Origin of the sequence: Streptomyces sp. SP18BB07 (assembly GCF_036322545.1) — a bacterium.
Classification (GTDB): Bacteria; Actinomycetota; Actinomycetes; order Streptomycetales; family Streptomycetaceae; genus Streptomyces; species Streptomyces deccanensis.
This window is the reverse complement of the sequence record NZ_JAQYWT010000324.1, coordinates 183,925-197,024: the sequence shown is the minus strand read 5'-3', so window position 1 is coordinate 197,024 and position 13,100 is coordinate 183,925. Positions and strand designations below refer to the sequence as shown.

At 71.6% G+C, this 13,100-nt stretch carries 11 protein-coding genes; all 11 read left to right on the top strand.

The features are described from left to right. Positions 1-157: 157 nt before the first annotated feature. The 11 genes from hpnC (at position 158) to PUR53_RS24690 (ending at position 13,096) form a co-directional block, all read left to right on the top strand. Positions 158-1,060 carry a squalene synthase HpnC gene (hpnC, locus tag PUR53_RS24735; protein ID WP_329909675.1) on the top strand — a complete coding sequence of 301 codons (903 nt, stop codon included), beginning with the start codon at positions 158-160 and terminating at the stop codon, positions 1,058-1,060. Further along, complete coding sequence (gene hpnD / locus PUR53_RS24730; RefSeq protein WP_329902310.1) at positions 1,057-2,007, top strand: presqualene diphosphate synthase HpnD; 951 nt, start codon at positions 1,057-1,059, stop codon at positions 2,005-2,007. Before hpnC ends, hpnD begins: the two co-directional genes overlap by 4 nt. Then, entirely contained in the window at positions 2,004-2,147 is a 144-nt protein-coding gene (locus tag PUR53_RS48270; RefSeq protein WP_443080352.1) for a DUF6380 family protein, read from the top strand. Before hpnD ends, PUR53_RS48270 begins: the two co-directional genes overlap by 4 nt. Next, complete coding sequence (gene hpnE / locus PUR53_RS24725; RefSeq protein WP_329909674.1) at positions 2,144-3,571, top strand: hydroxysqualene dehydroxylase HpnE; 1,428 nt, start codon at positions 2,144-2,146, stop codon at positions 3,569-3,571. The genes PUR53_RS48270 and hpnE overlap by 4 nt, the downstream gene beginning before the upstream one ends. Positions 3,572-3,660: 89 nt before the next feature. Continuing rightward, positions 3,661-4,713 (top strand): polyprenyl synthetase family protein, encoded by a 1,053-nt coding sequence (locus tag PUR53_RS24720; RefSeq protein WP_329902387.1) that lies wholly within the window; start codon positions 3,661-3,663, stop codon positions 4,711-4,713. 137 nt (positions 4,714-4,850) lie between these two features. Next, on the top strand, positions 4,851-6,845 hold the full coding sequence (gene shc, locus PUR53_RS24715; RefSeq protein WP_329909673.1) for a squalene--hopene cyclase: 1,995 nt from the start codon (positions 4,851-4,853) through the stop codon (positions 6,843-6,845). Further along, on the top strand, positions 6,845-7,489 hold the full coding sequence (locus PUR53_RS24710; RefSeq protein ID WP_329902307.1) for a phosphorylase family protein: 645 nt from the start codon (positions 6,845-6,847) through the stop codon (positions 7,487-7,489). The genes shc and PUR53_RS24710 overlap by 1 nt, the downstream gene beginning before the upstream one ends. Before the next feature lie 5 nt (positions 7,490-7,494). Beyond that, complete coding sequence (gene hpnH / locus PUR53_RS24705; protein WP_329902306.1) at positions 7,495-8,535, top strand: adenosyl-hopene transferase HpnH; 1,041 nt, start codon at positions 7,495-7,497, stop codon at positions 8,533-8,535. A 4-nt stretch (positions 8,536-8,539) separates the two neighbouring features. Then, positions 8,540-9,697 carry a flavodoxin-dependent (E)-4-hydroxy-3-methylbut-2-enyl-diphosphate synthase gene (gene ispG / locus PUR53_RS24700; RefSeq protein WP_329902305.1) on the top strand — a complete coding sequence of 386 codons (1,158 nt, stop codon included), beginning with the start codon at positions 8,540-8,542 and terminating at the stop codon, positions 9,695-9,697. Positions 9,698-9,737: 40 nt separating this feature from the next. Further along, on the top strand, positions 9,738-11,690 hold the full coding sequence (gene dxs / locus PUR53_RS24695) for a 1-deoxy-D-xylulose-5-phosphate synthase (RefSeq protein ID WP_329902304.1): 1,953 nt from the start codon (positions 9,738-9,740) through the stop codon (positions 11,688-11,690). Next, positions 11,687-13,096 carry an aspartate aminotransferase family protein gene (locus PUR53_RS24690; protein ID WP_329902303.1) on the top strand — a complete coding sequence of 470 codons (1,410 nt, stop codon included), beginning with the start codon at positions 11,687-11,689 and terminating at the stop codon, positions 13,094-13,096. Before dxs ends, PUR53_RS24690 begins: the two co-directional genes overlap by 4 nt. Positions 13,097-13,100: the final 4 nt, after the last annotated feature.

The following is a 13,100-nucleotide window of genomic DNA, read 5'->3' as shown; positions in this document are numbered from 1 at the left end:
GACACCCGGCATCAGCCGCAGACGCCGCCCACTGGGCGGCGTGTCCGAAATAGTGGGTATTGGGTCGGCAGTGTAGAACGGGAGATGTGACGGCCATGGCTACGGAGACTCCCCAGCGCAACCACGCTTCTGCCGTTCCCGCGCCGGGTGACGAGCGGTGACCGTAACCGGGACGGCGCGCACCGCGAACCCGGAGCGCGACACCCTCGACAAGGCCGGGGCAGAGAACTTTCCCGTCGCCCCGTTCTTCCTGCCCAGGGCCTGGCGCGACGACCTCATGGCCGTCTACGGCTTCGCCCGCCTCGTCGACGACATCGGCGACGGCGACCTCGCCCCCGGCGGCGCCGACGCCCGCCTCCTGGGCCTCGCCCCGCAGGACGCCGACGACCGGCTGCTCCTCCTGGACGCCTTCGAGACCGACCTCGGCAAGGTCTTCGAGGGCACCCCGAACCACCCCCTGCTGCGCAGGCTGCGGCACACCGTCCGCCGCCACTCCCTCACCCCCGAGCCGTTCCTCGCGCTGATCGCCGCCAACCGCCAGGACCAGCTGGTCAAGCGGTACGAGACCTACGACGACCTGCTCGCCTACTGCGCGCTGTCCGCCAACCCCGTCGGCCACCTGGTCCTCGCCGTCACCGGCGCGACCACCCCCGAGCGGGTCCGGCACTCGGACGCGATCTGCACCGCGCTGCAGATCGTCGAACATCTCCAGGACGTCGCCGAGGACCTGCGCCGCGACCGGGTCTATCTGCCCGCCGCGGACCTGAAGCGCTTCCACGTCCAGGAGGCGGACCTCGCCGCGCCCACCGCGGGCGCGTCGGTACGCGCCCTCGTCGCGTACGAGGCGGAACGCGCCAGAGCCCTCCTCGGCGAGGGCGCCCCCCTCGTCGGCAGCGTCCACGGCAGGCTGCGGCTGCTCCTCGCGGGGTTCGTGGCGGGCGGAAGAGCGGCCGTCCACGCGATCGCCGCCGCCGAATTCGACGTACTTCCCGGCCCGCCCAAGCCCGGCAAGCTCCGGCTGCTGCGCGAGGTGGGCGGGACCCTGCGAGGAGAGGGGTGATCCGGACCGTGGAGTCGGAACCACACGTGTCCGCGCCGGTACTCGCCGCCTACAGCTACTGCGAGGCCGTCACCGGACAGCAGGCCCGCAACTTCGCCTACGGCATCAGGCTGCTGCCGACGCCCAAGCGCCGCGCGATGTCCGCGCTGTACGCGCTCTCCCGGCGGGTCGACGACATCGGTGACGGCGCCCTCGCGATCGAGGTCAAGGCGGCCCGCCTGGAGGAGACCAGAGCGCTGCTGACCCGGGTCAGGGGCGGCTCGGTCGACGAGGACGACACCGACCCCGTCGCGGTCGCCCTCGCCCACGCGGCGGCGGCCTTCCCGATCCCGCTCGACGCCCTCGACGAACTCATCGACGGCGTCCTCATGGACGTGCACGGCGAGCACTACGAGACCTGGGACGACCTGAAGGTCTACTGCCGCTGTGTCGCCGGAGCCATCGGCCGGCTCTCGCTCGGTGTCTTCGGTACGGAACCCGGGGCGCGCGGTGCGGAACGCGCGCCGGAGTACGCCGACACCCTCGGACTCGCACTCCAACTGACCAACATCCTCAGGGATGTTCGTGAGGATGCGGAGGGCGGGCGCATCTATCTGCCCGCCGACGACCTCGCGAAGTTCGGCTGCTCGGCGGGGTTCGCCGGGCCGCTGCCACCCGCCGACTCCGACTTCGCGGGTCTGGTGCACTTCGAGGTGCGCCGGGCCCGCGCCCTCTTCGCCGAGGGGTACCGGCTGCTGCCGATGCTCGACCGCCGCAGCGGGGCCTGTGTCGCCGCCATGGCCGGCATCTACCGTCGGTTGCTCGACCGCATCGAGCGCGAGCCGGAGGCCGTGCTGCGCGGGCGCGTCTCGCTGCCCGGCCGGGAGAAGGCGTACGTCGCCGTGCGCGGCCTCTCCGGTCTGGACGCCCGCCATGTGTCACGCCGTACCGTCAGGAGGCGCGTGTGAGGGACAATACGGCCCAAGGCGAACCCATCGGCGAAAAGTGGTACGCAACCCTCCGCGCCGACAGCGCGTCCCAGGTTGCGACGGCCCGCCGCGCACCGCTCCGGCACCCCGGCGGGCCGGCAGGGGAGGGTGCACGATGACCGACGGCGCACAGTCCGAGGAACCGAGGGACGCGGACCGCGAGGGCCGGCCCCGGAGCACCGCCGTGGTCGTCGGCGGAGGGCTCGCGGGCATCACCGCCGCGCTCTCGCTCGCCGACGCGGGCGTACAGGTCACCCTCCTGGAAGGGCGGCCCCGGCTCGGCGGTCTCGCCTTCTCCTTCCAGCGGGGCGACCTGACCGTCGACAACGGACAGCATGTGTACCTGCGGTGCTGCACCGCCTACCGCTGGTTCCTCGACCGGGTCGACGCGACCGCGCTCGCGCCCCTGCAGGATCGTCTCGACGTGCCGGTCCTCGACGCCGGGGGGCGGCCGGGCAGGCGGCTCGGCAGACTGCGGCGCGACGCGCTGCCCGTACCGTTGCACCTGGGGCGCAGCCTCGCCACGTACACCCACCTCTCGCTCGCCGAGCGCGCGAAGGTGGGGCGGGCCGCGCTGGCGCTCAAGGCGCTCGACCTCGACGATCCCGCGCTGGACGAACGGGACTTCGGCGGCTGGCTGGCCGCACACGGGCAGTCGGCGCGGGCCGTCGAGGCGCTGTGGGACCTCGTGGGGGTCGCCACCCTCAACGCCGTGGCCGGCGACGCCTCCCTCGCGCTCGCCGCGATGGTGTTCAAGACGGGACTGCTGTCCGAGCCGGGCGCCGCCGACATCGGCTGGGCCCGGGTCCCGCTCGGTGAACTGCACGACCGGCAGGCCCGCAAGGCGCTCGACTCGGCGGGCGTCCGTACCGTGCTCCGCGCCCGCGCCACCTCCGTCTCCCGTACCGGGAACGGGAGTTGGCGGGTCGAGGTGCCCGGTGAGACCCTCGACGCGGACGCGGTCGTGCTCGCCGTGCCCCAGCGCGAGACGCACGACCTGCTGCCCGAGGGGGCCCTCGACGAGCCCGGACGGCTGCTGGAGATCGGCACCGCGCCGATCCTCAACGTCCATGTCGTGTACGACCGGAAGGTGCTCGGCAAGCCCTTCTTCGCGGCGCTCGGCACATCCGTCCAGTGGGTCTTCGACCGGACCGAGGCCTCGGGCCTGCGCGACGGCCAGTACCTGGCGCTGTCGCAGTCGGCCGCGCGGAGCGAGATCGACGCACCGGTCAACGTCCTGCGCGAGCGGTATCTGCCCGAGCTGGAAAGGCTGTTGCCCGGCGCGCGCGGCGCCGAGGTGAAGGACTTCTTCGTGACCCGGGAGCGCACCGCGACGTTCGCTCCCACCCCCGGCGTCGGGCGCCTCAGGCCCGGCGCCCGCACCAAGGCACCCGGCCTGTACCTGGCCGGAGCGTGGACCGCCACCGGGTGGCCCGCGACCATGGAGAGTGCGGTCCGCAGCGGCATCGGCGCGGCGGACGCCGCCCTCGCCGCGCTGGGCCGCCCCCGCGAACACCTCTTCCGCTTTGAGGAGGCGGCGTGACGCTCGAAGCGCACCTGACCGGATCCCGCACTCTCGGTACCACGAACACATCGACATCTGGAGAGACTGTGCCCACTGTGCCCCCGGCCGTGACGGCCGCCGCGAGGACCGCGGTGGACGTGACCGCGCTCCTGGAGCGCGGGCGGACCCTGGCCACCCCCGTGCTGCGGGCGGCCGTCGACCGGCTGGCGCCCCCCATGGACACCGTCGCCGCCTACCACTTCGGTTGGATCGACGCCCACGGCAACCCGGCGGACGGGGACGGCGGCAAGGCCGTGCGCCCCGCGCTCGCCGTCATGTCCGCCGAGGTCACCGGCGCCGCACCCGAGGTCGGTATCCCCGGCGCGGTCGCGGTGGAGCTGGTGCACAACTTCTCGCTGCTGCACGACGACCTGATGGACGGCGACGAACAGCGCCGCCACCGCGACACCGTGTGGAAGGTGCACGGCCCCGCCCAGGCCATCCTCGTCGGCGACGCCCTGATGGTCCTCGCCAACGAGATCCTCCTCGAACTGGGCACCGCCGAGGCGGCCCGCGCCACCCGCCGCGTCACCGCGGCGACCCGTGCGCTCATCGACGGACAGGCCCAGGACATCTCCTACGAGCACCGCGAACGGGTCACCGTCGAGGAGTGCCTGGAGATGGAGGGCAACAAGACCGGCGCCCTGCTCGCCTGCGCCTGCTCCATCGGTGCCGTCCTCGGCGGCGCCGACGACCGCACCGCCGACACGCTGGAGAAGTACGGCTACCACCTCGGCCTCGCCTTCCAGGCCGTGGACGACCTGCTGGGCATCTGGGGCGACCCGGTCTCCACCGGCAAGCAGACCTGGAGCGATCTGCGCCAGCGCAAGAAGTCCCTGCCCGTCGTGGCCGCGCTCGCGGCCGGCGGCCCGGCCTCCGAACAACTGGGCGAACTCCTCGCCGCCGACGCCAAGGCCAGCGACTTCGAGAACTTCTCCGAGGAGGAGTTCGCCGCGCGCGCCGCCCTCATCGAGGAGGCGGGCGGCCGCGAGTGGGCCGTCGAGGAGGCCCGCCGCCAGCACACGATCGCCATCGAGGCACTGGACTCGATCCGGATGCCCGAGCGGGTCCGGGAGGAGTTCGCGGCGCTCGCGGACTTCGTCGTCGTACGGAAGAGATGACCGCCATCCCCCAGGAGCCGACCGTCATCGGTCGAATAGCCCTCGCGTAGTCGCCGGCCGGTGCCCGTCACCGGACACGCACCGGCCGACGGCTGACCCACCGCAGAGAGATCCGTCCACTGCACGAAGGGGAAGCCATGACAGCGACGACCGACGGAAGCACCGGGGCCCTGCCGCCCCGCGCCCCCTCGGCCAGCGACACCGACCACGACACCTCGCAGGCGGCCGGGGGCCAGGATGCCGCCGCGCACGCCGTACGGCGCGCCACCGACTTCCTCCTCTCCCGGCAGGACGCCCAGGGCTGGTGGAAGGGCGACCTGGAGACCAACGTCACCATGGACGCCGAGGACCTGCTGCTCCGTCAGTTCCTGGGCATCCGCGACGAGAAGACGACCCAGGCAGCCGCCCTGTTCATCAGGGGCGAGCAGCGCCCGGACGGCACCTGGGCCACCTTCTACGGCGGCCCGCCCGACCTGTCCGCCACCGTCGAGGCGTACGTCGCGCTGCGACTGGCCGGGGACGCCCCCGGCGCCCCACACATGGCGCGGGCGTCCGCCTGGATCCGGGAGCGGGGCGGAATCGCGGCCGCCCGGGTCTTCACCCGTATCTGGCTGGCGCTGTTCGGCTGGTGGAAGTGGGACGATCTGCCGGAGATGCCACCGGAGATCGTCTGGTTCCCGAAGTGGATGCCGCTCAACATCTACGACTTCGGATGCTGGGCCCGGCAGACGATCGTGCCGCTGACGGTGGTCTCGGCGAAGCGTCCGGTGCGGCCCGCGCCGTTCCCGCTGGACGAGCTGCACACCGACCCCGGACGTCCGAACCCGCCCAGACCCCTGGACCCGCTGGGCAGTTGGGAGGGCGCCTTCCAGAGGATCGACAGGGTCCTGCACGGCTACCACAAGGTGGCGCTGAAGCGGCTGCGCAAGGCCGCGATGAACAGCGCCGCCCGCTGGATCATCGAGCGGCAGGAGAACGACGGCTGCTGGGGCGGCATCCAGCCGCCGGCCGTGTACTCGCTCATCGCGCTGCACCTGCTCGGCTACGACCTCCAGCACCCCGTGATGCGGGCCGGGTTGGAGTCGCTCGACCGGTTCGCCGTGTGGCGCGAGGACGGGGCCCGGATGATCGAGGCCTGCCAGTCGCCGGTGTGGGACACCTGCCTCGCCACCATCGCGCTCGCCGACGCGGGTCTGCCCGCCGACCACCCCCAACTCGTCAAGGCCGCCGACTGGATGCTCGGCGAGGAGATCGTCCGCCCCGGCGACTGGGCGGTGAAGCGGCCCCAACTCCCGCCCGGAGGGTGGGCGTTCGAGTTCCACAACGACAACTACCCCGACATCGACGACACCGCCGAGGTCGTCCTCGCGCTGCGCCGGGTGGCCCACCACGACCCGGAGCGCGTGGAGAAGGCCGTCCGGCGAGGGGTGCGCTGGACCGTCGGCATGCAGTCGAGGAACGGGGCGTGGGGTGCCTTCGACGTCGACAACACCAGCCCCTTCCCCAACCGGCTGCCGTTCTGCGACTTCGGCGAGGTCATCGACCCGCCGTCCGCCGATGTCACCGCGCACGTGGTGGAGATGCTCGCGGTCGAGGGCCTGTCCCACGACCCACGCACCCGGCGCGCCATCGAGTGGCTGCTCGCCGAACAGGAGCCCAGCGGCGCGTGGTTCGGGCGCTGGGGCGTCAACTACGTGTACGGCACGGGTTCGGTGGTCCCCGCGCTGGTGACGGCCGGGCTGCCCGCCGCGCACCCCGCGATCCGCCGGGCCGTGGCCTGGCTGGAGACCGTGCAGAACGACGACGGCGGCTGGGGAGAGGACCTGCGTTCCTATCCCGACCCCGCCGAGTGGGGCGGCAAGGGCGCCTCCACCGCCTCCCAGACCGCGTGGGCGCTCCTCGCGCTGCTGGCGGCGGGGGAGCGGGACGCCAAGTCCACCGAACGCGGTGTCGAGTGGCTGGCCCGGACCCAGCGGGAGGACGGCTCGTGGGACGAGCCGTACTTCACCGGCACCGGCTTCCCCTGGGACTTCTCCATCAACTACCACCTCTACCGGCAGGTCTTCCCGCTCACCGCGCTCGGCCGGTACGTCCACGGCGAACCGGCCGTCCTGAAAGCCCAGGGGCGCTGATGGACACGCCCGCCGCCCCGGCCCCGCTGCTGATCGCCTGCGCGCTCGGCATCGAGCAGCTCGCCCTGCGCAGCGGCGACCGGGGCGGCGCCGGGGGCCCGGTCACCGTCGTACGCACCGGCATGGGTCCGAGGGCCGCCGAGCGGTCCGTCACCCGGCTGCTCGCGGGCCCGGAGCTGCGCGACGCGGCGGTCCTGGCCACCGGGTTCTGCGCCGGACTCGCCCCGGGCACGCACCCCGGCGACCTGGTCGTCGCCGAGGAGACCCGGGGCGCCGACGGCGCCGTCACGCCCTGCGTGGGGACCGAACTGCTGGTCAAGGAGCTGGCGAGGGCCGTACCCGGGCGCACGATCCACACCGGGCCGCTCACCGGATCCGACCACGTCGTACGCGGTCAGGAGCGGTCGGACCTGTTCGCGACCGGCGCGATCGCCGTCGACATGGAATCCGCGGTCACGCTCCACCACGCCGTGAGAGCGGGCGCACGCCCTGTTGCGGCCGTCCGGGTGGTCGTGGACGCTCCAGAACATGAACTGGTCCGGATCGGCACGGTGCGCGGTGGAATATCAGCTTTCCGCGTCCTTCGTGCCGTCCTTCCCGCTTACTACGAATGGCACCGTTCCCTGCTGCTCCCCCGGAGGTGAGCCAGATGGCCATGCCGCTCCGCCAGTCCATCAAGGTGGCGACGTATCTCGCCGAACAGAAGCTCCGCAAGCGCGACAAGTTCCCGCTGATCGTCGAGCTGGAACCGCTCTACGCCTGCAATCTGAAGTGTGAGGGCTGCGGCAAGATCCAGCATCCGGCGGGCGTGCTGAAGCAGCGCATGCCGGTGGCGCAGGCCGTGGGCGCCGTCCTGGAGTCCGGTGCGCCGATGGTGTCCATCGCCGGCGGCGAGCCCCTGATGCACCCGCAGATCGACGAGATCGTGCGGCAGTTGGTGGCACGGCGGAAGTACGTCTTCCTGTGCACCAACGCCATGCTGCTGCGCAAGAAGATGGACAAGTTCAAGCCCTCGCCGTACTTCGCCTTCGCGGTGCACATCGACGGGCTGCGGGAGCGGCACGACGAGTCGGTGGCGAAGGAGGGGGTGTTCGACGAGGCCGTGGCCGCCATCAAGGAGGCCAAGAAGCGCGGCTTCCGGGTGACCACCAACTCGACCTTCTTCAACACCGACACCCCGCAGACCATCATCGAGGTCCTCAACTTCCTCAATGACGACCTCCAGGTCGACGAGATGATGATCTCGCCCGCCTATGCCTACGAGAAGGCGCCGGACCAGGAGCACTTCCTCGGCGTCGAGCAGACCCGCGAACTGTTCAAGAAGGCCTTCTCCGGCGGCAACCGGCGGCGCTGGCGGCTCAACCACTCGCCCCTGTTCCTCGACTTCCTGGAGGGCAGGGTCGACTTCCCGTGCACGGCCTGGGCGATCCCCAACTACTCGCTCTTCGGCTGGCAGCGGCCCTGCTACCTGATGAGCGACGGGTACGTCACGACGTACCGGGAGCTGATCGAGGACACCGACTGGGACGCGTACGGCCGGGGCAAGGACCCGCGCTGTGCCAACTGCATGGCGCACTGCGGGTACGAGCCGACCGCCGTCCTCGCCACCATGGGGTCGCTGAAGGAGTCCCTGCGCGCCCTGCGCGAGACGGTCTCCGGGAACCAGGCGAACCACGGGAACCAGGGGTGATGTGATGACCGCCGTGTCGCTGGGCCTCCCCGAGCTGCCCGCCCGGCCGATCGCGGAACGCCGCACCTCGCGGCGGATCCAGGTCGGCCCGGTGGCCGTGGGGGGCGGGGCTCCGGTGTCGGTGCAGTCGATGACGACGACTCGTACGTCGGACGTCGGCGCCACCCTGCAGCAGATCGCGGAACTCACCGCGTCCGGCTGCCAGATCGTCCGGGTCGCCTGTCCCACGCAGGACGACGCGGACGCCCTCGCCACCATCGCCCGCAAGTCGCAGATCCCCGTGATCGCGGACATCCACTTCCAGCCCAAGTACGTCTTCGCGGCGATCGAGGCCGGCTGCGCGGCGGTACGGGTGAACCCCGGCAACATCAAGCAGTTCGACGACAAGGTCAAGGAGATCGCGCGGGCGGCGAAGGACCACGACACCCCCATCCGGATCGGGGTCAACGCCGGCTCGCTGGACCGGCGGCTGCTGCAGAAGTACGGGAAGGCGACGCCCGAGGCGCTGGTGGAGTCCGCGCTGTGGGAGGCGTCGCTGTTCGAGGAGCACGACTTCCGGGACATCAAGATCTCGGTCAAGCACAACGACCCCGTCGTGATGATCGAGGCGTACCGGCAGCTCGCCGCCCAGTGCGACTACCCGCTGCACCTGGGCGTCACCGAGGCCGGCCCGGCGTTCCAGGGCACGATCAAGTCCGCCGTCGCCTTCGGGGCGCTGCTCAGCGAGGGGATCGGCGACACGATCCGGGTCTCGCTGAGCGCCCCGCCGGTCGAGGAGATCAAGGTCGGTATCCAGATCCTCGAGTCGCTGAACCTGCGGCAGCGGCGGCTGGAGATCGTCTCGTGCCCGTCGTGCGGACGGGCGCAGGTCGATGTGTACCGGCTGGCGGACGAGGTCACCGCCGGGCTGGAAGGCATGGAGGTCCCGTTGCGGGTCGCGGTCATGGGCTGCGTCGTCAACGGGCCCGGGGAGGCGCGGGAGGCGGACCTGGGGGTCGCCTCCGGCAACGGGAAGGGGCAGATCTTCGTGAAGGGCGAGGTCATCAGGACCGTGCCCGAGTCGAAGATCGTGGAGACCCTCATCGACGAGGCGATGAAGATCGCCGAGCAGATGGAGAAGGACGGCGTCGCGTCGGGCGAACCGGCGGTCACCGTGAGTTGACGACACGGGCTGAAGAGCACGGATCGAGAGGGGGCCCGACGTGACGATTCTGGAGAACATCCGGCAACCGCGCGACCTGAAGGCGCTGACCGAGGCGGAACTCGGTGAACTGGCGGCAGAGATCCGGGAGTTCCTGGTGCACGCGGTCGCCAGGACCGGTGGTCACCTGGGGCCCAACCTGGGGGTGGTGGAGCTCTCCGTCGCACTCCACCGGGTCTTCGACTCACCCGTGGACCGCATCGTCTGGGACACCGGTCACCAGAGCTATGTGCACAAGCTGCTGACGGGTCGTCAGGACTTCTCCAAGCTGCGCGGCAAGGGCGGCCTGTCCGGCTATCCCTCGCGCGAGGAGTCCGAGCACGACATCGTCGAGAACAGCCACGCCTCCACGGCCCTCGGCTGGGCGGACGGCCTCGCCAAGGCCCGCGAGGTGCGGGGGGAACAGGGCCATGTGGTCGCGGTCATCGGCGACGGCGCGCTGACCGGCGGCATGGCCTGGGAGGCGCTCAACAACATCGCCGCCGCCAAGGACCGGCCGCTGATCATCGTCGTCAACGACAACGAACGCTCCTACTCACCGACGATCGGCGGCCTCGCCAACCACCTCGCGACCCTGCGGACCACCGACGGCTACGAGCAGTTCCTCGCCTGGGGCAAGGACGTGCTGCTGCGCACCCCGGTCGTCGGCAAGGAGGTCTACGAGGCCCTGCACGGGGCGAAGAAGGGCTTCAAGGACGCCTTCGCGCCGCAGGGCATGTTCGAGGACCTGGGCCTGAAGTACGTGGGACCGATCGACGGGCACGACACCAAGGCCGTCGAGTCGGCGCTGCGCCGCGCCAAGCGGTTCCACGGCCCCGTCCTGGTGCACTGCCTGACCCAGAAGGGCCGTGGCTATGAGCCCGCCCTCGCCAACGAGGAGGACCACTTCCACACTGTCGGCGTGATGGACCCGCTGACCTGCGAGCCGCTCACCCCCGCCGGCGGACCGTCCTGGACGTCGGTCTTCGGTGACGAGATCGTGCGGATCGGGGACGAGCGCGAGGACGTCGTCGCGATCACGGCGGCCATGCTGCACCCGGTCGGGCTCGGCAGGTTCGCGGAGAAGTTCCCCGACCGGGTGTGGGACGTCGGGATCGCCGAGCAGCACGCGGCGGTCTCGGCCGCCGGACTGGCGACGGGCGGGCTCCATCCGGTCGTGGCGGTCTACGCGACCTTCCTCAACCGGGCCTTCGACCAACTGCTGATGGACGTGGCCCTGCACCGGTGCGGCGTCACCTTCGTCCTGGACCGGGCCGGGGTGACGGGCGTCGACGGCGCCTCGCACAACGGCATGTGGGACCTGTCCGTCCTCCAGGTCGTGCCGGGGCTGCGGATCGCCGCGCCCCGCGACGCCGCCCAACTGCGCGCGCAGCTGCGGGAAGCGGTCGCCGTGGACGACGCCCCCACCCTGCTCCGGTTCCCGAAGGAGTCGGTGGGGCCCGAGATCCCGTCGCTGGAGCGGGTGGGCGGCATGGACGTGCTGTACCGCTCCCCGTCCGTCGCGACGGCGACGACCTCGGACCGACCGCAGGTGCTGCTCGTCGCCGTCGGCGTGATGGCGACGGTGTGCCTGCGGACCGCCGAGCTGCTCCGGACCCGGGGCATAGGCTGCACCGTCGTCGACCCCCGCTGGGTCAAGCCGGTCGATCCGGCACTGCCGTGGCTCGCCGACGAACACCGGCTGGTGGCGGTCGTGGAGGACAACAGCCGGGCCGCCGGCGTCGGTTCGGCCGTCGCCCTCGCCCTGGGAGACGCCGAGGTCGATGTCCCCGTACGGCGGTTCGGCATCCCGGAGCAGTTCCTCGCCCACGCCAAACGCGCGGAGGTGCTGGCGGACATAGGGCTGACGCCGGTCGAGATCGCCGGGCGGATCAGCGCGTCGCTCGCCGCCCGGGACGCGTTCGCCAGGGGGGACCTGTCGGAGGCCGAGCCCGCCAAGGAGAAACCGGAATGACCACCCTGGAACCAGCGGCGGGCACCGAGGAGTTCGACCTCGGCGCACTCCTCGCCGAGCGCGGCGCCGAGCGCTACGAACTGCACGCCCGGTACCTCAACCACCAGCTCCCGCGCATGCTGCACACCATCGGCTTCGACAAGGTCTACGAGCGGGCCGAGGGCGCGTACTTCTGGGACGCGGACGGCGCCGACCACCTGGACATGCTCGCCGGGTTCGGGGTGATGGGGCTCGGCCGCCACCACCCCGTGGTCCGCAAGGCCCTGCACGACGTGCTCGACGCGGGGCTCGCCGACCTGACCCGCTTCGACTGCCCGCCGTTGCCCGGCCTGCTCGCCGAGCGACTGCTCACCCACAGCCCGCACCTGGACCGGGTGTTCTTCGGCAACAGCGGCACGGAGGCCGTCGAGACCGCGCTGAAGTTCGCCCGATACGCCACGGGCAGACCCCGCGTCCTCTACTGCGACCACGCCTTCCACGGACTCACCACCGGCTCGCTCTCCGTGAACGGCGAGGACGGCTTCCGGGACGGCTTCGCGCCGCTGCTCCCCGACACGGCCGTACCGCTCGGTGATCTCGACGCGCTGGCCAAGGAGGTGAAGAAGGGGGACGTCGCCGCCCTCGTCGTCGAACCCATCCAGGGCAAGGGCGTGCACGAGGCCCCGCCCGGCTATCTGCTCGCCGCGCAGGAGCTGCTGCACCGGCACGGGGCGCTGCTGATCGTCGACGAGGTGCAGACCGGGCTCGGCCGCACCGGGGACTTCTACGCCTACCAGCACGAGGACGGCGTCGAACCGGACCTCGTCTGCGTGGCCAAGGCGCTCTCCGGCGGTTATGTCCCGGTCGGCGCGACCCTAGGCAAGGATTGGATCTTCAAGAAGGTCTACTCGTCGATGGACCGGGTCCTCGTCCACTCGGCGAGCTTCGGCTCCAACGCCCAGGCCATGGCCGCCGGGCTCGCCGTCCTCTCGGTCATGGAGAACGAGCAGATCGTGGCCCATGCCCGGGCCACGGGGGAGCTGCTGAAGAGCCGGCTCACGGCGCTCGTCGAGAGGTACGAACTGCTGAGCGACGTACGCGGCCGGGGCCTGATGATCGGCATCGAGTTCGGCAGGCCCAGGTCGCTGGCGCTGCGCAGCCGCTGGACCATGCTCCAGGCGGCCCGCAAGGGACTCTTCGCCCAGATGGTCGTCGTCCCGCTGCTGCGGCGCCACCGCATCCTCACCCAGGTCTCCGGCGACCACCTGGAGGTGATCAAGCTGATCCCGCCGCTGATCATCGGGGAACGCGAGGTGGACCGGTTCGTCGCGGCCTTCACCGAGGTGATGGACGACGCGCACAGCGGGGGCGGACTGATGTGGGACTTCGGGAAGACACTGGTGAAGCAGGCGGTCGCGGGCCGCTGATCCC